Genomic DNA, 17,919 nt, shown 5'->3' with positions numbered 1-17,919 from the left:
ATCCGCTTAAAATAGCCATGAGCAAAAAATTGTTTCTTAAAATAGAAAATTTATGCATAGAATGCTATAGGATACTTTAGTTCTTGCAGAATTTATATAAATGAATATTCAACATCCTGAAAAAGGTTTGACATGATCAGTCTCCCCTTGGTTTACACGATCCTAGCATTAATCGCTTATACCACGTCTTTTTGGTATTTATTCAGCCATTTAATGTCTAAACGTGCGCCGAACCATTGGTTTATTGGTGTTGTACTTGGTTTAGGCATGTTATTGCATGCAGGTGTTTTATATAACGACATGTTGACGCCTATGGGTGTGAACTATGACGTGTTCAACCTGATGTCATTTACTTCAGGTCTCATGCTATTGCTCAGTGTGTTATTTAGTACCTATCGACCTGTGCTTGCAATGAACCTGTTAGGCATCCCTGTGGCAGCGACGGGGTTGATTTTGGGCTTCGCATTTAGTCGACAAAATCAATTTATAGAACAACATTCGCTGGGTTTAGACATCCATATTATTTTATCGCTTTCCGCGTATGCCGTCCTGCTGATGGCAACTATTCAAGCGGTTATTTTGCGTTTACAAGACCGTGAACTGAAAAACAAGCAGAAAAAACGTGTATGGGTGAGCCTACTTCCGTCCTTCCAAGCCATGGAATCTCTGCTATTTGATTTATTGATTGCTGGTTTTGCACTACTGACCGTAGCGCTTGGGTTTGGTTTCTTCACCATCGATAACTTCTTTGCACAGCATTTGGCGCATAAAACAGCCTTTAGCATTATTTCATGGTTCGTCTATGGAGCTTTGCTCATTGGACACTATCGATTTGGTTGGCGTGGTCAAAAAGCCATTCGCTTTACCATTATTGGTTTTTGTCTCTTGGCAGTTGGCTTTATTGGCTCTAAGTTTATTTTAGAAATGGTTTTGGGCCGCTAAGTCGACGATGAAATGATTTTAAGTTTTATTACGAAGGGAGCTAAGGCTCTCTTTTTTATAGCTTGATTATTCACACAGAAATAACAGGCATAAAAAAAGCGCTATACAGCGCTTTTTTTTCATTACGTCTAAATTATAGAGCAACGATGTTTACAGCATTCGGGCCTTTTTGACCTTGAGCGATGCTGAAAGAAACCTTTTGGCCTTCTTGCAAAGTTTTGAAGCCAGAACCAGTGATTTCGCTGAAGTGAGCAAAAACGTCAGGACCGTTGTCTTGTGCAATAAAACCGAAACCTTTAGTTTCGTTGAACCATTTAACTGTACCAGTAACTGTATTAGACATAATAATACCTATTAATTTGTTGATTTAGCCATTGGCTGATGACTGACTATAACTTGGAAAATAATAAAGAATTGAACTTCATTTCTGTAAAAAACGAAGGATTATGACTAACACTGCGATACTTAAAGAAAATTTACGAAACAATACTTTTTTTCTAGTTGCAGCCATCATACATGAAATCTTAAAAGATTCAAGCACAGTATATGTTGTTGATTCCATTAAAAAACAACAGTAAAAGCCATCTTCTTATTATTACTATCCATCTGTATTTACTCATTTTATTGTTTAAGTTTTATGTCAGTCAAGACTTTACGACTTTGGTCCTAATTTCACCAAATAATTACATAAAATCTTGTGATTTCGTATTCCGCATCACCAGAAGCACAAAACCTAGACATCCCTTTCAAAACCACGTATAACTCCGTTTTTCAATTTTTGGCTGTGTGACCGTGAAACTTGTTCTTGCGCCGATGGAAGGCTTAACCGACCCAATTATGCGAGATGTGTTGACGCATGTTGGGAGTTTTGACTGGTGTGTAACCGAGTTTATCCGTGTCACGGACTCTGTCCTGCCCGACCATATTTATCATAGTTATTGTCCCGAACTGAACAATGACGGCAAAACTGCAGCAGGAACACCGGTTCATGTGCAGTTCTTAGGTAACAATCCGACCATGCTCGCGGCAAATGCTGTACGCGCAGTAGAACTTGGTGCACCTGCGATTGATATGAACTTTGGTTGTCCTGCAAAAACCGTCAATCGCCACCGTGGTGGTTCAGTTCTGCTAGATGAACCAGAAGTGGTGTATGAGTTAGTCAAAGCTGTGCGTGATGCTGTTCCGAGTCATATTCCTGTATCGGCAAAAATGCGTTTGGGTTATATGGATCATAACTTCACCATGGAAAATGCGCATGCCATCGAAGATGCGGGTGCCGCATGGGTTACAGTCCATGCGCGAACCAAAGCCGATGGTTATACCCCGCCTGCCTTTTGGGATCAGTTGCAACCCATTCGTGAAGCATTGAAAATTAACGTGATTGCCAACGGTGAAATTTGGAACAATGCCGATGCCAAACAATGCCAACTCGAATCTGGTTGTGAAGACCTGATGATTGGTCGTGCTGCGGTGACCACCCCTGACATTACACAGTGTATTCGTCGTAATACCGATGAGCCGCTGATTACATGGCATGAACTGCTTGGCTTACAAATTCGTTTCTTAAACGGTTCGTATAAAAAAGAAATGAATATGGTCGGTCGTTATAAACAATGGCTCGGCATGATGTCGAAACATTACCCAGAAGCCAAAGTCCTTTGGGATGAAGTAAAACGTGTCAAACCACTCGATGAAATCGTGGAAAAACTCAAAGCTGGTATGTAAGTTTTAAAGCACATATCTCAGCGTAGCCGCAGAGCCTTTGATCACACCTACAGTGTTCAAAGGCTTTGTTGTTTAGCAAACTCTAAAATTGCGTCGATCTCATCTGCCAAAAACTCTTTCGGATGTTCCGAAGTCGGGTTCATCACCAAGCTTGCGCCTTTGGTAATCGCAAATAATTTTTCAGCACTGATCATGACAAATTCTGCATCTGCGCCAACATCCTGTTGAAGCATCGCAAGACTCAGAAAGAATGGAATGGCTTGCTCGCCCTGCTCCGTTTCCATCAATTGAAAATGTAAATGCTGCTCAGCATCACGCTCACCCAAACAATACACTTGGTTGGCTAAAAGTTGCTGATAAAAGTCTTGGTATTGCTCAGGATGATCTAAAGTCGATTCATAAAGATGTTGAAGCGTGTCGTTCATTGTTATTGTCCGTCTATTTTTATCAGTCAGATACTGTTCACAATCCACAGCATACAGGAAGTTTATGAATTATGCCGTTGATTTAAATCTTCAACGTGCTGTCGATTTGTTTTCCACGATTTTTCTAAAATTTCTTTTTCTAAACGCAACTGTATTCGTTTAAGTTTCATTTCAGAGATCACGGGTTGCCGAAAAGTTTGAACATAGTCCACCCAAGCTGTACCCCGAAAAACATTCGACGGCATCTCTGTTTTAAACACCACTTCAGGCATAAAAACAATCACAGAATGCATATTGTCTTTATCCACAATATCGCTCAACACCTGTTGTAACACTTTCATATGTTTATAATTTTGGTGAATTGGATTTTGAAATTTAAAACTTTTTTTATAAATCTTTTGCGTCCATTGTTTTTGTCTCTCGCTCCCAAAAATCCAGCCCTTATAGTTTTTAGTTTCAATCACAAACACACCAAAAGGGCTTAAAAGAAGATGATCAATCTGAGTCGTAGCTCCCTCGCCATCTGGTAAGGTCAAATCATTTAACAATATATAATGGTCTTTCAAATAAAGTTTGACATGAACGGTGACAGCAAACTCCCCCATTTTCCCCTTTAAATATGGTTTAAATGCTTTGATTGCCCCCACAATCAGTAACAATGGAATTAGCCACCAAAACGTCGAAATGAGGGGGGCAAAAATTTGAGAAAGATTCATTGATTTGATTCATTACTTTAAATTACTGATGTTACCCACATAAAAGTAATTTCGCATTTTTAAAATGATTTTTAAGCCTATTCGCCGGAGTCTTACATCTAGGGTTTAAATAAAGGGATTAGCCTTCGGCTGGAGGTACTTTTGTTTCGGCAAAATGAGAAGCGAAGCTTCGCAAGGAAACCATCTTGCGGAGCAATGCTCCTCACCGCAAAACTCGTTCACCACCGTCAAATTATTCAAAGCATCGCAAAAACATTTTTGATTAGGCGGCATCCTGTCTCAAACACTTGCGGATGACGTTAACGCGTATCGTTCTTTCTTTGAAGCGAATTGTGCTTTGATGTTACTGCGTAACATCAATTAAATAAGTATATTTTCTATTTTATTGTAATTTCTCAATTTTTAACAATATTTCTTTCTTTTCTAGACCACCAGCAAAACCCACTAATTTTCCATTTGCGCCCACGACACGATGACAGGGTGCAATAATTGAAATTGGATTTTTACCATTGGCTGCACCGACAGCACGTACGGCTTTGACATTGCCGATTTGCTCTGCAATTTGTTTATAACTGCGAGTTTCTCCAAAAGGAATCGTCAATAAAGCTTGCCAAACTTGTTGCTGAAATGCGGTACCTTCAAAGTCTAGCGGCAAGTCAAATTGCTGTCTTTTACCCGCAAAATATTCATTTAATTGCTGTGCGGTTTTGAGCAAAATCGGGTGTTGCAGATCTTCAACCAAAGCCGCCAATCGCACACGATTAGGGTTTTCATTTTCCCAAAGAACAGCCACCAATGCGGTTTCATGTGCAACAAGTTTTAATTGTCCAACGGGCGAATTTAAAAACTGATAAGAAAGTTGCATGAGATACTCCAAGCTCAAAATCGCAGCACTTCATTATTCAGGAGGACGATAATTTCATCAAGACCAGTCCTGAAATAATCAGTACCGCAGCTAGCATGCGCATGGCATTGGCAGGTTCACCCAATACAACGATGCCGAGGATAAATGAACCCACTGCACCAATCCCTGTCCACACCGTATAGGCTGTACCCAGCGGTAAGGATTTCATTGCATAAGACAATAAAGCGAAACTTGCGATCATGAAAACGATGGTCAAAATACTTGGCGTCAGTTTGCTAAAGCCTTCAGAGACTTTCATACAATAGGCCCAAACCACCTCAAGCAATCCCGCTACAATTAATAAAACCCAAGCCATATTTTTACCCATAAAAAAAGCACAGAGGTCAATGACCGCTGTGCTTTAAAACATATTAACTTGAAGATAATTTCATCAAGATTAGACCAGAAATGATCAGTACTGTGGTTAACATCCGCATAGCAGTTGCAGGCTCACCGAGTATAAACACCCCCACGAGGAAAGAGCCAATCGCGCCGATTCCAGTCCAAATGGTATAAGCCGTTCCTAGAGGCAACGTTTTCATGGTATAGGCCAATAAACCAAAGCTCAGGATCATAAAAAATAAAGTGACTAAACTTGGGCCAAGTTTTGTAAAGCCTTCTGAGAGCTTCATCGAATAGGCCCAAACGATTTCAAAAATACCAGCGAATACCAGAACAACCCAGGCCATGATGCCTTCCTCCATATTAGTAGAGTCAGGTCGTCCTGACGATTTTTCTTACTGGCTTTGAACAAAGATGTAAGGGAGGTCGTTCCTCCGAATATTGTCTCAGTATAGCAAATATGCTGACTTTTAGTGCAGTCTTTACATTTTTTGACCAAATTCAGGGCGTTATTCAGTTGAGTAAAACTCTAGTGCAGATGATTTGCGCCAAAACATAGCATGTCTGTTCAAAGGACAGATTCAGAAATAAAAAAGGCATCACCAAAACCTGTTGATGATGCCCTCTTTATTTGGTCTATTCGCCGATTAGAACTTCAGACGTACACCTGCGCCATACCACCATTGCTTTTCACTTCCATTTTCAGCTTGCCATGCCGTATGCTGATTTCCTTTTTCATAGCTGTAAGCAACATCAATAAAGGGCATCAGCTTTTTATTGATTTCATAGCGTGTTTCTAGCCCTAGCCATACAGAACTGAGTCCTGTTTTTTGTGCATAGGCAGAATCATCACTCAGCACCACATCTAGGTTCAGATACGGTTTTAAAATCAATTTTTGCGTCAGCAGCAGATCACGTTCGGTTTCTAAAGAAAAACTGACCTGTTTATCTGCACCAAAATATAGATAAGCATCGGTTTCAAAGAAATAAGGTGCCAGACCATGCACACCCACCGCAGCATCGTACTGTTCCTTGTCCGTCACTTGATGTTCATCGACCCGATAACGTGCGCCAATTTGCGCATCCCAAAAGTCGGAGATCATACGGCTATACATCACTTGAGCCGCATAATCTGCGTCTTGAGATTCGGCTTTATCGGCATGTAGTTTGATGAAGAGCTTATTTTCATCGGTCCCGATTCGACTCTCAATTTCGGTCTTTAAACGTCCTCGGCCATCGGCATTATTGAGCCATCGACTGTCGATCTCAGTCGCTTGATAAATCTGTCCACCATGTTCACGCTTATGATCAACAGGGTGCTGCGCAGAAGCAGCACGTGACGCAATAGATGATGCATTTGCATGTTCTGCATGTTCTGCATGTTCTGCATGTTCTGCATGTTCTGCATGTTCTGCATGTTCTGCATGTTCTGCATGTTCTGCATGTTCTGCATGTTCTGCATGTTCTGCATGTTCTGCATGTTCTGCATGTTCTGCATGTTCTGCATGTTCTGCATGTTCTGCATGTTCTGCATGTTCTGCATGTTCTGCATGTTCTGCATGTTCTGCAGTATGCTCTATCTGGCTCGATTCAATCCCTGTTTGCATCTCTTGATGCGACGAATCATGTGAGGGATGCGGCTCATGCTGAGCTGACATCGGCATGCTGTGATGTGCATCTTGCGCCATGGTCATTTGAGTGACCGATGCCAAAGCTAAACTCAATACCGTATACGTGCATGGTTTAATGATGCGCATGAGACACCTCCTTTTGCGGCACAGATGCCGTTTTAGTATTCTCCGCGACATTTGCGACCACAAGTTTATTCATCATCCCTGCAGACATGTGATACAGCAAGTGACAATGAATCGCCCATTCCCCTAATTCATTGGCCGTTAACAGAGCCGTGACAGTTTTCCCCGGCGGCACAATCACCGTATGTTTATTTGGCATTTCAGAAGACACTTGCCCATTTTCCAATTGCATAAACATGCCATGTAAATGCATCGGATGCGCCATCATGCTGTCATTGACAAATTTCAGTCGAATTCGTTCACCATATTTCACCTGAAGTGGTTCGGCTTCACTGAATTTTTTGCCATTCATGGTCCACATGTAGCGTTCCATCGTTCCACCCAAATGAATAACCAAATCTTGCGTCGCTTCACGTGTATCAGGCTGCGGGGTTAACGCTTTTAGATCACTATATTGCAGTGCCTTATCACCCATAGGTGTTGATGCATTGGCCCAACCCATAACCGTTGCTGAATTTTCAACTGCCTGCTTCTCCTCTTTAGACTGTGCATGTTCCATCGCTGCATGCATATCATGCTTCGTTGATGAATCCATTAAAGAGTGGTTCATAGAGGAATGATCCATCACGCTATGATCCATATTGGCATACGCTGAATCAGACATGTTCTGTTTATGCATATCTGGATGCTGCATAGTAGTATGCGCAGGCATTGGGGAATGGTCCATGTCATGCCCCATTGCAGCATGATCATGTGCTTGATTCGGCTGAATATTTGATGGATTGACAGTATGCGCGCTGTGCTCATGAGCATTCGCTTGCTGGCTTGCTGAAGTTTGGGTTGAACCTGTAGCCGTATGTCCCATGTTGCTATGGTCCATACCCGACATTGAACCATGGCCCATATCTTCCATGGTCAGCAAAGCGCGTGGCCGAGCTTTTGGCATGTGAATGCCTGAGTGCTGAGGCTGCGTTTCATCATGTAAAGTGCCTATCGCAAATCCTGTCCGATCGATCGACTCAGCCTCTATCTGATAGTGCGCAGATTTAGGCTCTACGATCACATCGTAGGTTTCCGCAGCACCAATGCGGAATTCATCAACATTGACTGGTTTGACCGCTTGACCGTCTGCACTCACCACCGTCATTTTGAGCTGAGGAATACGCACATCAAAAAACGACATGGCCGCAGCATTTACAAAACGAAGTCTGACTTTTTCATTGGGCTTAAACATCCCCGTCCAGTTCTGCTGTGGTGTTTTGCCGTTTACTAAAAACGCATAACCCGTGACATCAGACAAATCCGTTTTCAGCATACGCATCTGATTCCACATCGAACGGTCTTGCCATATGTTTTTCAAACCCGTTTGTTGAATTTGCGTCCATACATCTGAAACTGTTTCACGCTGATTTTGATAATATTCGGCAGACTTTTTTAGATTTGCCATAATCTGAGTGCTAGATGATTCATGAAAATCCGACAGCATGACCACATAATCACGTTGCGTCTGTTCATGTGCTGCAAGTGCTTGTTTGCCTTTCGGATAAATTACCAAAGCGCCATACAATCCGTCTTGTTCTTGGCCTTTGGAATGCGCGTGATACCAATAGGTTCCGCTTTGACGGACCTTAAATTTATAAGTAAAGCTACCATCGGGCTGAATTTCATTGAAACCATTAAAACCGGGTACACCATCCATTAAACCGGGCAGCAATAGACCATGCCAATGCACCGAGGTATTTTGTTTTTTGAGCTGATTATGCACATGGATGACCGCATCATCGCCTTCTTCAAACTCCAGTAAAGGTGCTGGAAACTGACCATTGACGTTGATTTTCTTGACCGCTTTACCAGTCAAATTGATGGTCTTTTCATCAATATTCAGATGATATTCTTTAATGGCTGCAAACGCCCACGTTGGTGACAGCAGACATACCCCGAGCACGAGGCCTGATTTAAATAAATTAGACATGACTTAACCTTTATAAAATAACGAAAAAACGTATTTAAAACTCAGGTTAAGCTTGCGGGGGTCTTAGAATTTCTTGCCAAAAGCCTTTTAAATGCTGTCCAGCAAAAATGAAACGAGGGGGTTCTGCATAGTGATACACATGGAAGGTCTGCAATGCGACCAAGGCGCTATCGACATAAGAGGTACTGATTTGGCAATGTGCGAGTGTACAGTCCTGACGACAGTCTGTACTTTGTGTCGTTGAATGATGCGCCTGACCATCTTGCAGTGCAGATGGCGAATCTAAAGATTGATGACAATCCATCGTTAAAATGACTTCAGGTGTCGTCTGCTTGCCATGATGTGCTGCATGCTCAGGAACAGCTTGCCGCTGATTTTGATGGCAATTTGCCATTTTAAAATGCGAAGGATCAGTATGTGCTGCATGAACTGATGCCTGATGGGCATTCGCAGTCATCATTTGTTGATGTTGAAAATTTTGCTGTGCACTGACCACGCTGCTCCACCCCATGACAAACGCCATGAGCCAAGCAAAGCCAAGATGCTTACGCAAAAAATTGAACAATTTAGTATCCTAATTCAACCCAATGATGCACTGTGACAACATGTCCCGAATAACACATCCTTAGAAACATCACGCGATCAGCTCAGCCGAAATCTGCATGAAACACCATGATGAAGTTATTTACGATTCAAATGCAATTACATGACATTCGTATCAACATGACATGCAGCTGGACCGATTTATCCATCATGAAAAATACATTCAGAAATATCTAAAAGCATTATCCAGTGCGATCGATGATGTGTTTTGCCAGTCGCAGCGTATCTCAATAGTTGCTAACAGCATAATTAATTGTGCAGTTATTCACAACAGTTTTAAATTTATTGCGCTATCATAAAAATCAGCGCATATCGTCTAGTTAAAACATAAAAGTTATTTTTTAAACTGATTAATTATTTACCACAGATTAATAAATACACAATATTTCAAATACTTTGACCCATATAAAAAGGACTCAATTGAGTCCTTTTTATACTTAATACGTCTAATTATTAAACCATTGATGCACAATCGTTTATAATTTATTCAAGTTATCCATATACTTATCTACACAGATATCCATACGGTTATCCATATAGTTATCCACAAGCCATGAATAACTTATACCCAAAGGCTTAAGCCTCTTGAGCATGCACTTTTGCCAATTCAGAACGCATGTCATCAATCACAGCTTTATAATCAGGCTTACCAAAAATCGCTGAACCTGCAACGAACATATCTGCACCAGCTTCAGCAATGTCACGGATATTGGCTGGGGTAACACCACCATCCACTTCTAAGCGAATATCACGACCTGAAGCATCAATAATTTTTCGTGCTTGACGCAGCTTTTCTAAAGTCATTGGAATGAACTTTTGACCGCCAAAACCAGGGTTCACACTCATCAACAAGACTTGGTCAACTTTATCTAAAACATAGTCTAAATAATGCAAAGGTGTCGCAGGGTTAAACACCAAGCCTGCTTGCGCACCACCAGATTTGATTAACTGTAAAGAGCGGTCAATATGGTCAGTCGCTTCTGGGTGGAAAGTGATGATATCTGCACCAGCGTCTAAGAAATCACTAATCATACGGTCTACCGGTGAAACCATTAGATGCACATCAATTGGCGCTTTAATGCCGTATTTTTTCAATGCCTTACAAACGCCCGCACCAAAAGTTAAGTTCGGTACATAATGATTATCCATGACATCGAAATGAACAACATCTGCACCGGCTTCTAGAACATTTTCAACTTCTTCACCTAAGCGCGCAAAGTCTGCTGACAAAATTGAAGGTGCGATTAAGAATGGCTTGGACATGAAAAACCTAGCTTTGAAAAGGGAGTGATTGACGCATTATAGCAAATTGTCCCCCTATTCGCTGCCCATGCCCTTAGTCGTTTTTTCGATGCCAATGATTGAGATCTCTCTAATAAAGAAACCTAGGATGAACTGATGTTACGCAGTAACATCAGAAGCGAAATTGGTTCAAATAAAAGAACGATACGCGGTAACGTCATCCGCAATTGTTTGAGACAGCACGACTTCTCATCAATTTTTTTTTGCAATACTTTAAATAAATAGACGCTAGAGAGCGAGTTTTGCGGTGAGGAGCATTGCTCTGCAAGATGGTTTCCTTGCGAAGCTTCGCTGCTCATTTTGCCTAATGCGAAACATCGTTTCGTAAGAGTACCTCCAGCCGAAGGCTAATCCCTTTATTTAAGCCCTAGATGTAAGACTCCGGCGAATTGACTTAAATATCATTTTAAAAATGCAAAATTATTTTTTGCGTGCGTAGCATCAGTGATTAATATGGATAAAGATCTCAGGGATAGAAACACAGCGTTGCATTTTTAAACTTAACGGGCATCCATTTTCTTTACTAAGTTAAAGAACTGACGACTTAACAATAAAATTGCATCTATGAAAAGTTCAACACACATCACCACCGCCTAAGCAGCACGTGTTGCTAAGCGCTTAGTCAATCATTGGAAACATAAATTTGAAGTCAATGAACAGATCATTGGAGAAAATACTGCATTCAAGATTCAACTGCCCTCTCCAGAAGTCAGTCTTTTACCACAAGCTGCATTTTTAGACGTGATGATTTCAGCCCAAGATCCAAGTGCAAATCTAGATCAATTGGAACATGTGGTATTAGATCATTTGATCCGCATGGGGCAAGAAGAACTCAGTGCAATATGGCAACGCGAACCGTAGTCTACGTCGCCATATTGTCAAAGCCTTTCACTCAATGCTGATGTGATTGGTAATTTCTGACTGCATCAATACGGGCTTTCGTCGCTGGATGTGACTCAAAGAAGTCTGTCCAAGATCTCTGATCTTTGGCACTTTCATCCTTTGCACCTTTCTCTTTTGCTGTTTCACCATCAGCTTCATCTTCCATACGTTGTAAGAAGTTTGCAAAATGTGCCGTTGGAATTTGATGTTTTGAAAGTTGTTTTAGGGCATATAAATCTGCTTCAGATTCAAAATCTCGAGAGTAACTCGCACCCACCGCAGCCACCGGCAAACTGGTAAGAATGTCAGAGCCATCTCCTGTAATCATCAACAAAATAATACTGATGCCTAAACCTGACAAACTTTGCTGCAAACTATGGCGTTGAACTAAATGCCCCTGCTCATGTGCAAGTACACCAATTAACTCATAATCATTTTTCGCTAATTTAACCAACTCATCTGTCACGATAATGGTGTTATTGGGTATCGCCAATGCATTTGCACCGATGCTGCCACCACCGCGGAATAACAACTTCGCAGGACGATTTTCAGCCACGAATTGTTGATATTCTTGCTTCAACTTATCTTGGCGTGCTTGTGGCAATTTTGTGGGTTCAGTCATATCAATAATATATTTTTCAGCCTGATCGCCCCAACTCTTTAAAGCTGTCTCAGGCAGTTGATTAGCCACCACATGCGACGCCGCAGGTATGCCCCATTTAATCAATACAAAAGCAAACGCCACCACGAAAATCACACTAAAAATGATTAAGGAGGGTGAACGCTCTAACTTCCAAATCGAATGCCAACGCGACTTTACGTCGAGATTGAACCACTCTGGCAAAGGCTGATGAAACTCTAAACGAGCATCGTCCTTTAACTCGATCACCGGCTGAATATCCCCTAAAGCACCAATCAGCGTCATATCTTGATAGGTGTAATGCTGCGTTTGTTCTAGGTCTTGACCATAACGCACAATCACAGCATGTTCCCCATCTGCGCTGATTTGAGCAACAAAGGGTTTTGACACTTTCCCATCATAATAGGTTGCATTCACTACTGATGTTTTCATGTAATTCACCTGCGTTATAAGGAAATATCTAGGTCAAAAATATCGGATAATTCTTCAGCAATCGCATTGTGATCTTGCTGCATTTGATTGTGTAATTGGTCTGGATCATCGACCAACATTAAGTGCAAAGATTCAGTCTGATATTTATATAGTCGTACAACTGCCCATGGTGTCAGTAAACCGAGGCTAATCACTTTAGCCAACCAATTACTCAAGACAATCCATGCATAGCGCCATTGATTACAGTCCGTATGAAACTGGCTGCGGCTCAACGTGGTGTTATTCCAAGTGGTGATAAAAATACGTGCAGCGGTGAGTGGCCAAATAAACATGTAGCCAATCAAATACATCCCAAAAATAATGAAGACATAAGATGCGTCATTTAAACCATCTGAACTACCAAACAATATCGCAAAGATTACTGCCAGCAATGCACCAAAGCCCATAAACAGAAATAAAGGCACATACATGGCACGCATATAATCGCCCCAAGTATTATTCAGATTAAATTTCAACTGACCTAGATACAAATGATTCAGACATTCACGTTTATATAGCCAGACCGCAACTGGTGTAAACAAACCGAGGGTAAAGACAACTACCGCAAGACATTTAACAAAGCACCAATATGCGCTTTTATTTGTCCCAGAAAAAAAGAATCGGCTATTACTAAACTTACTGTTGCGAGCACGGAAACGAATCGTAGATCGGATGAGCCAAGGAACTGCGAAAAAGATCAGGACAAAGCCCGCTAAGAAAGCTTCCCAAGAATATTTTGCAGCAAAAGAGAAACCACCATAGACCACTAGCGCAATGATGCGTCCAACTAAAATTTTTGTAGGCAAACCAGTAAAGTCAAAACGACGCTGAAATACCCAAGTATTACCGTAAAAATAACGTAAACGGCGGACCTTTGCCCAAGGCGCATAAAGTCCAAGCGTGACAATCGTCAGTAAGATATTCACAATCCAAATACCGAAATATTCAGACGCATTACCTTTAAACCTAAAATGATAATTTCGTCCCAAAACATCAGCCTGTTCTGTCTCACCAAATAGACTCGGTGAATTCATCACGGGCAGCTCTGGCGGAAGCGGCGTTTCCATTTGTGAATTTTGCATAAGTACCCTAAATTATTTTTTTTGGTATGTCGAATTTATTCATTTGCATGGCAATGCTCATCACCATGCTTTATTTATACGTATATTAAAGCAAGCTATGCCTCAACAATTTTAACCACTGGCTTTTAGATTAATGAACTACTGTTTGCAATTGGACAGCGTGAAATTGCAAATGATCGTCCATAAAACTTTGAATAAAATAATAACCATGATCATAGCCTGCATGTTCACGCAGTTCGAGTGGCTGCCCAACTTGCTCACACGCTTTCTTAAACAAAGCTGGATTTAACTGGCTATAAAATTGATCATCAATACCTTGGTCAATCAAAATGGCTTTAAACAAAGTCCCTTTGGTTTGCACTAAAGCTGTAGCATCGTGCTGAAGCCACTGCTGACGGTCTGAACCTAGATATTGATTAAAGGCTTTTTCGCCCCATGGACACTGACTCGGCGCACAAATCGGTGCAAAAGCAGAAACCGATTTAAACAGGTCAGGATGCTTCAACGCTAAAGTTAATGCACCATGACCGCCCATACTATGTCCGAATATGCCAATCGCACCTTTTTGTACCGGAAATTCTGCCTGTACCAGCGAATACAATTCCTCAGTGATAAAACGTTCCATTTGATAATGCTCGGCCCAAGGTTGTTCCGTTGCATTAATATAAAAGCCCGCACCCTGCCCAATATCCCAATGATCGCCTTGCGCCACCTGTTCCCCACGTGGAGAAGTATCAGGGCTGATTAAAATCAGGCCAAGCTGCGCAGCTAAACGCTGAGCATGCGCTTTAATAGCAAAGGTTTCTTCAGTACAGGTTAATCCCGCCAAATAAAATAATGCAGGACACGCTTGGCCTTGCAAGGCTGTTTCTGGCAGAAAAATACCAAACTTTGTTGGGGTTTTTAGACTTGAAGAATCCAATTGATAAATACGCTGCTCACCCGAGAAACAGGCATTTCGTTGTACTAATTCCATGATCTTTATCCTAAACTTTTTTTATCTTTTAAGGCGTAACCGTCGTAGCCGGTGAAGTAGTCGTCGGCGGGAACAATCGTTGTTCTAATTGAGGCAACATTAATGCCATGTTTTTCCCTATCGACCACTGCGGTTCAGAAGGTTCGAAACCTTGCGCTGCTTCCCATTTCGCTACAGTCGCTTTGGTTTCATTAAATGCCGCTTGAATACTGGTCTGCTCACGCATCGCCTGATCAAAGAACGCACGGCCAAAATAGGTGTATTCAGCTTCATTCGAACAGCCAAAAGACTGACGATCTGCTGCCGATGCAGTAATGATTAAAGTATTATCATTTTGTAGCGCTGGAATAAAACTGCCTGAATAACATGAAGAAATCACAATTACACGCCAACGAATTCCGGATGCATCCAAGGCTTCTTTTAACCATTTAGGATCGACTTGCGCCAAATCCAAAGGTGCATTTTCCATTTCAAAGACATTTGGTAAACCATGTGAGGTCATATATAAAAATAAGACATCACTTTCTCGGTTCATCTGTTGACCAATACGACGCAGCGCCAACTCCATACTGGTTTTAGATGCCAGCGGAATTTCAGTGCGCGTTGCAGGGTTATTGATAAGCTCAACCGAACGCCCATAGGTGCCAAAACGTGTATCAAACTGTTCTTTAATCCGTTCAATTTCCAGTTTAAAGACATCTTGATAACTCGCACCCGCCACCCCTAAGAAGTACCAATGGGATTGGGCAAATTCACCATATTCGACTGCATCTAAGGATTTATTGAGCAAACGGCTTTGTGCATAGAAGGCATCTTCAGCAAAGCTTGGTGGAACTTCTTCCACTTTCCAAATCGGCTGATCTTTGACTGAGACTTGCCACACGACTAAAGTAAATAGCGTCGCACCCATAATCAGTGCCCGCTCCCACCATGGCCATTTCAACTCACGTGAAAATACCCAAACGACAGCCAAACTTTGCCAAACAAATAGAATAATGAATAACGTTGGAATGTAGTCATATAGGAAGTATGGGAGAAAATCGAGATCTCCCATATATTGAATCAAACATTGAAACAACATGATGTGCGTATCAAGCACCAACCAGAGCAATGCTGGGACCAACATTAACCGTGGATTATTCACACGTTGTGACAGGAAAATCCCCACGATTAAAGCAATAAATGGCCACAATGCGTAGCTAATGAGACCTTGGGCATTAAATTCGCCAATACGCCCAGTGCTGAGCCAACTAAATAAACTGTTGGCACAACCACCTAAAATCCCCCAAAACACCAATTGTAAAATCGATGGTCGAACGATTTGTAAAGAACGACGAGACCCCAAAAATAACCACATCCCCGCAGTTTGGTTGCTTTTAAAATCATGCCAAAAATTGATGGAGGGTTTGAAATCAATCATAGAGTTCTGATGGTGGCCTTGGCTTGCTTAATTGCACAAATAATTTTATGCCTGATGTCGTTTTTAGCAATGCTATTTTTTAACTATATAACAAATCTTTGAACAATATTGAAGCAAATATCATTTTAAGTCACAAGATCATGTTGGAAATATGCATCAAAGCGACAAGCATCACCTTGCCACTGATGTTGTGGCTCTTGATTCGCTAAAAAAACCGCCAATCGTGGACGTTTAACCACGACACGTTTAGCAATTTTTTGTGCTAAATCCAGTAAATTATCACCTAAATCCATCTCACCATCTTCAGGTAACAGCAAATGCAATAATTGCATTTGTTTTTTGACCTGAGCTTGCTTTTTGACGGCTTGCTGGTTTTGATCTCGCTGCGGAAACATCGGATCGAGATAAACCACGTCAAAGATTTGATTGGTCGTCGACAAATGTTTCAAATAATCTGCCGAATCTGAAAAGACCAATTCAATTCGAGCTACAACCGAACTTAAAAACGCATCTTGCTGCGCACGTTGATGTGAGTCTTCCAATAAGGTAAATAAAATCGGATGACGTTCCACAAGAGTCACATGCGCACCCAGATGTGCCATCAATAAACTATCGTGCCCTAGCCCTGCGGTTGCATCTACAAGCTGTGGTTTTTCAGCCAAATTACACGCACGTGCAATCATCTCAGACTTTAAGGATGCTCGCTTTAAACGCCCCACTTCTGCTGTCCAATCGGGTTGCATCTTCATGCCATTGGCCGCTAACCACAAACCATCTGCATCGACACACAAACTGAGTTCAGAGTTTAAACGTAAAAAACGCGCGTTTAATTTTTCAATCAATTCAATATTTACAGATACACCACGTGAAGAAAGCACAGCAGAATACTGCTGTGCTTTCTCATGAAACTCTTGTTCTGTGTATAAGCGGATTTCGCTTACCATAATTTCCAGCCTGTAAATGCGAACAATAAAATCAATAAACCTGAAACAATTCGATACCACGCAAAAATCATGAAATCACGTTTTGCCACATAAGCGACAAGCGCACGAATTAAAATCAATGCAGAGACAAATGAAACGATTAAACCAACGGCGATCACAGTCCAATCTTGAGTGCCTTGAAATACATCATAGCTTTGATATAAATCCAGCAAACCTGCACCGACAATAACCGGAATACCCAAAAAGAATGAAAACTCAGTGGCTGCTTTACGAGAAACCCCTAAGAACATGGCACCAATAATGGTTGCACCTGAACGTGAAGTCCCTGGAATTAAAGATAAAACTTGAATTAAACCAATCCAAATCGCATCTTTAATGGTTAAATCTTCTACTTCTTTGGCACGCACTTGCGGTGGATTTTTTTCGATCCAAATAATGATCAAACCACCGATAATCAACCCCATAGCAATCGCAATGTTATTGAACAGCAGCTCTTTCACCGTCTGACCAAACGTCAAACCAATCAATACGATTGGAATCGAAGCGAGAATTAAGCCAAAACCTAAACGGCGACCTTTTTCTTCACCAGTCACCATACCGGTTGCTGCGCCCCACAGGCGGCCCCAGTATTCATAAATCACCGCCGCAATCGCACCCATTTGAATTGCGATCACGAAAACATCACTTTTTTCTTTGGTCCAAAAGTTCATTAATTCTGAAGCCAGAATTAAATGCCCTGTACTTGAAATCGGTAAAAATTCGGTAATACCTTCAACAATACCCATGATTGCCGCTTTGAGCAGCAGTAGAAGATCCATA

Annotated in this window: 18 protein-coding genes and 1 pseudogene; 3 read left to right on the top strand and 16 right to left on the bottom strand. The window is 41.5% G+C overall.

The window, feature by feature from the left end; translation table 11 throughout:
- The first annotated feature begins 132 nt into the window (after positions 1–132).
- Positions 133–942, top strand: a complete 810-nt coding sequence (locus tag MST16_RS03355; RefSeq protein WP_078191164.1) for an inner membrane protein YpjD — start codon at positions 133–135, stop codon at positions 940–942.
- 133 nt (positions 943–1,075) lie between these two features.
- Here the strand turns inward: MST16_RS03355 and MST16_RS03350 are convergent, their stop codons facing one another.
- Positions 1,076–1,285, bottom strand: coding sequence for a cold-shock protein (locus tag MST16_RS03350; protein WP_067761877.1), 210 nt, complete (start codon positions 1,283–1,285; stop codon positions 1,076–1,078).
- 449 nt (positions 1,286–1,734) lie between these two features.
- On the opposite strand from MST16_RS03350, the gene MST16_RS03345 reads away from it, so the two are divergent.
- A complete protein-coding gene (locus MST16_RS03345; RefSeq protein ID WP_180009902.1) occupies positions 1,735–2,667 on the top strand; it encodes a tRNA-dihydrouridine synthase in 933 nt (310 codons plus the stop codon).
- Between the two features lie 56 nt (positions 2,668–2,723).
- Here MST16_RS03345 and MST16_RS03340 read toward each other — a convergent pair whose 3' ends face one another.
- The 9 genes from MST16_RS03340 to rpe all read right to left on the bottom strand — a co-directional run bounded on the left by MST16_RS03340 (position 2,724) and on the right by rpe (position 10,646).
- Entirely contained in the window at positions 2,724–3,092 is a 369-nt protein-coding gene (locus tag MST16_RS03340; protein ID WP_180005011.1) for an SseB family protein, read from the bottom strand.
- A gap of 62 nt (positions 3,093–3,154) precedes the next feature.
- Positions 3,155–3,808 (bottom strand): nuclease-related domain-containing protein, encoded by a 654-nt coding sequence (locus MST16_RS03335; RefSeq protein WP_180009903.1) that lies wholly within the window; start codon positions 3,806–3,808, stop codon positions 3,155–3,157.
- Between the two features lie 382 nt (positions 3,809–4,190).
- Positions 4,191–4,673, bottom strand: coding sequence for a methylated-DNA--[protein]-cysteine S-methyltransferase (locus MST16_RS03330; RefSeq protein ID WP_180009904.1), 483 nt, complete (start codon positions 4,671–4,673; stop codon positions 4,191–4,193).
- A gap of 37 nt (positions 4,674–4,710) precedes the next feature.
- The gene (sugE, locus tag MST16_RS03325) at positions 4,711–5,028 is read right to left on the bottom strand and encodes a quaternary ammonium compound efflux SMR transporter SugE (protein ID WP_078191206.1); all 318 of its coding nucleotides are present in this window, start codon (positions 5,026–5,028) and stop codon (positions 4,711–4,713) included.
- A gap of 55 nt (positions 5,029–5,083) precedes the next feature.
- Entirely contained in the window at positions 5,084–5,401 is a 318-nt protein-coding gene (locus tag MST16_RS03320) for a multidrug efflux SMR transporter (RefSeq protein WP_180009905.1), read from the bottom strand.
- Positions 5,402–5,701: 300 nt separating this feature from the next.
- Complete coding sequence (locus MST16_RS03315; RefSeq protein WP_257245673.1) at positions 5,702–6,811, bottom strand: copper resistance protein B; 1,110 nt, start codon at positions 6,809–6,811, stop codon at positions 5,702–5,704.
- Positions 6,798–8,780 carry a multicopper oxidase domain-containing protein gene (locus MST16_RS03310; protein WP_180009917.1) on the bottom strand — a complete coding sequence of 661 codons (1,983 nt, stop codon included), beginning with the start codon at positions 8,778–8,780 and terminating at the stop codon, positions 6,798–6,800. The genes MST16_RS03315 and MST16_RS03310 overlap by 14 nt, the downstream gene beginning before the upstream one ends.
- A gap of 46 nt (positions 8,781–8,826) precedes the next feature.
- Complete coding sequence (locus MST16_RS03305) at positions 8,827–9,345, bottom strand: hypothetical protein (RefSeq protein ID WP_180009918.1); 519 nt, start codon at positions 9,343–9,345, stop codon at positions 8,827–8,829.
- A 614-nt stretch (positions 9,346–9,959) separates the two neighbouring features.
- Entirely contained in the window at positions 9,960–10,646 is a 687-nt protein-coding gene (rpe, locus tag MST16_RS03300; RefSeq protein WP_180005004.1) for a ribulose-phosphate 3-epimerase, read from the bottom strand.
- A 603-nt stretch (positions 10,647–11,249) separates the two neighbouring features.
- On the opposite strand from rpe, the pseudogene MST16_RS03295 reads away from it, so the two are divergent.
- Positions 11,250–11,546, top strand: a pseudogene (locus MST16_RS03295) (DUF2218 domain-containing protein).
- A gap of 31 nt (positions 11,547–11,577) precedes the next feature.
- Here the strand turns inward: MST16_RS03295 and MST16_RS03290 are convergent.
- From MST16_RS03290 to MST16_RS03265, 6 genes are all read right to left on the bottom strand, one after another.
- Entirely contained in the window at positions 11,578–12,639 is a 1,062-nt protein-coding gene (locus tag MST16_RS03290) for a M48 family metallopeptidase (RefSeq protein ID WP_180009919.1), read from the bottom strand.
- Between the two features lie 14 nt (positions 12,640–12,653).
- Positions 12,654–13,760, bottom strand: a complete 1,107-nt coding sequence (locus MST16_RS03285) for a YjgN family protein (RefSeq protein WP_180009920.1) — start codon at positions 13,758–13,760, stop codon at positions 12,654–12,656.
- Positions 13,761–13,890: 130 nt separating this feature from the next.
- Entirely contained in the window at positions 13,891–14,736 is an 846-nt protein-coding gene (gene fghA, locus MST16_RS03280) for an S-formylglutathione hydrolase (RefSeq protein ID WP_180009921.1), read from the bottom strand.
- Between the two features lie 28 nt (positions 14,737–14,764).
- The gene (locus MST16_RS03275) at positions 14,765–16,156 is read right to left on the bottom strand and encodes a C13 family peptidase (RefSeq protein ID WP_180009922.1); all 1,392 of its coding nucleotides are present in this window, start codon (positions 16,154–16,156) and stop codon (positions 14,765–14,767) included.
- A 125-nt stretch (positions 16,157–16,281) separates the two neighbouring features.
- On the bottom strand, positions 16,282–17,100 hold the full coding sequence (locus MST16_RS03270) for a class I SAM-dependent methyltransferase (RefSeq protein ID WP_218946124.1): 819 nt from the start codon (positions 17,098–17,100) through the stop codon (positions 16,282–16,284).
- Entirely contained in the window at positions 17,094–17,918 is an 825-nt protein-coding gene (locus tag MST16_RS03265) for an undecaprenyl-diphosphate phosphatase (protein WP_078191179.1), read from the bottom strand. Before MST16_RS03265 ends, MST16_RS03270 begins: the two co-directional genes overlap by 7 nt.
- Between the last annotated feature and the right edge of the window lies 1 nt (position 17,919).

It is taken from the genome of Acinetobacter sp. YH16040_T, from assembly GCF_024605785.1.
In the GTDB taxonomy this organism is placed as follows: domain Bacteria; phylum Pseudomonadota; class Gammaproteobacteria; order Pseudomonadales; family Moraxellaceae; genus Acinetobacter; species Acinetobacter amyesii.
This window is presented reverse-complemented; position numbering and strand designations above follow the sequence as displayed.

What these genes read in the sequence shown, in the direction of transcription:
- MST16_RS03355 (WP_078191164.1), top strand. Translation starts at nt 133, where the DNA reads ATGATCAGTCTCCCCTTGGTTTACACGATCCTAGCATTAATCGCTTAT.
- MST16_RS03350 (WP_067761877.1), bottom strand. Translation starts at nt 1,285, where the DNA reads ATGTCTAATACAGTTACTGGTACAGTTAAATGGTTCAACGAAACTAAA.
- MST16_RS03340 (WP_180005011.1), bottom strand. Translation starts at nt 3,092, where the DNA reads ATGAACGACACGCTTCAACATCTTTATGAATCGACTTTAGATCATCCT.
- MST16_RS03335 (WP_180009903.1), bottom strand. Translation starts at nt 3,808, where the DNA reads ATGAATCTTTCTCAAATTTTTGCCCCCCTCATTTCGACGTTTTGGTGG.
- MST16_RS03330 (WP_180009904.1), bottom strand. Translation starts at nt 4,673, where the DNA reads ATGCAACTTTCTTATCAGTTTTTAAATTCGCCCGTTGGACAATTAAAA.
- sugE (WP_078191206.1), bottom strand. Translation starts at nt 5,028, where the DNA reads ATGGCTTGGGTTTTATTAATTGTAGCGGGATTGCTTGAGGTGGTTTGG.
- MST16_RS03320 (WP_180009905.1), bottom strand. Translation starts at nt 5,401, where the DNA reads ATGGCCTGGGTTGTTCTGGTATTCGCTGGTATTTTTGAAATCGTTTGG.
- MST16_RS03315 (WP_257245673.1), bottom strand. Translation starts at nt 6,811, where the DNA reads ATGCGCATCATTAAACCATGCACGTATACGGTATTGAGTTTAGCTTTG.
- MST16_RS03310 (WP_180009917.1), bottom strand. Translation starts at nt 8,780, where the DNA reads ATGTCTAATTTATTTAAATCAGGCCTCGTGCTCGGGGTATGTCTGCTG.
- rpe (WP_180005004.1), bottom strand. Translation starts at nt 10,646, where the DNA reads ATGTCCAAGCCATTCTTAATCGCACCTTCAATTTTGTCAGCAGACTTT.
- MST16_RS03290 (WP_180009919.1), bottom strand. Translation starts at nt 12,639, where the DNA reads ATGAAAACATCAGTAGTGAATGCAACCTATTATGATGGGAAAGTGTCA.
- MST16_RS03285 (WP_180009920.1), bottom strand. Translation starts at nt 13,760, where the DNA reads ATGCAAAATTCACAAATGGAAACGCCGCTTCCGCCAGAGCTGCCCGTG.
- fghA (WP_180009921.1), bottom strand. Translation starts at nt 14,736, where the DNA reads ATGGAATTAGTACAACGAAATGCCTGTTTCTCGGGTGAGCAGCGTATT.
- MST16_RS03275 (WP_180009922.1), bottom strand. Translation starts at nt 16,156, where the DNA reads ATGATTGATTTCAAACCCTCCATCAATTTTTGGCATGATTTTAAAAGC.
- MST16_RS03270 (WP_218946124.1), bottom strand. Translation starts at nt 17,100, where the DNA reads ATGGTAAGCGAAATCCGCTTATACACAGAACAAGAGTTTCATGAGAAA.
- MST16_RS03265 (WP_078191179.1), bottom strand. Translation starts at nt 17,918, where the DNA reads ATGGATCTTCTACTGCTGCTCAAAGCGGCAATCATGGGTATTGTTGAA.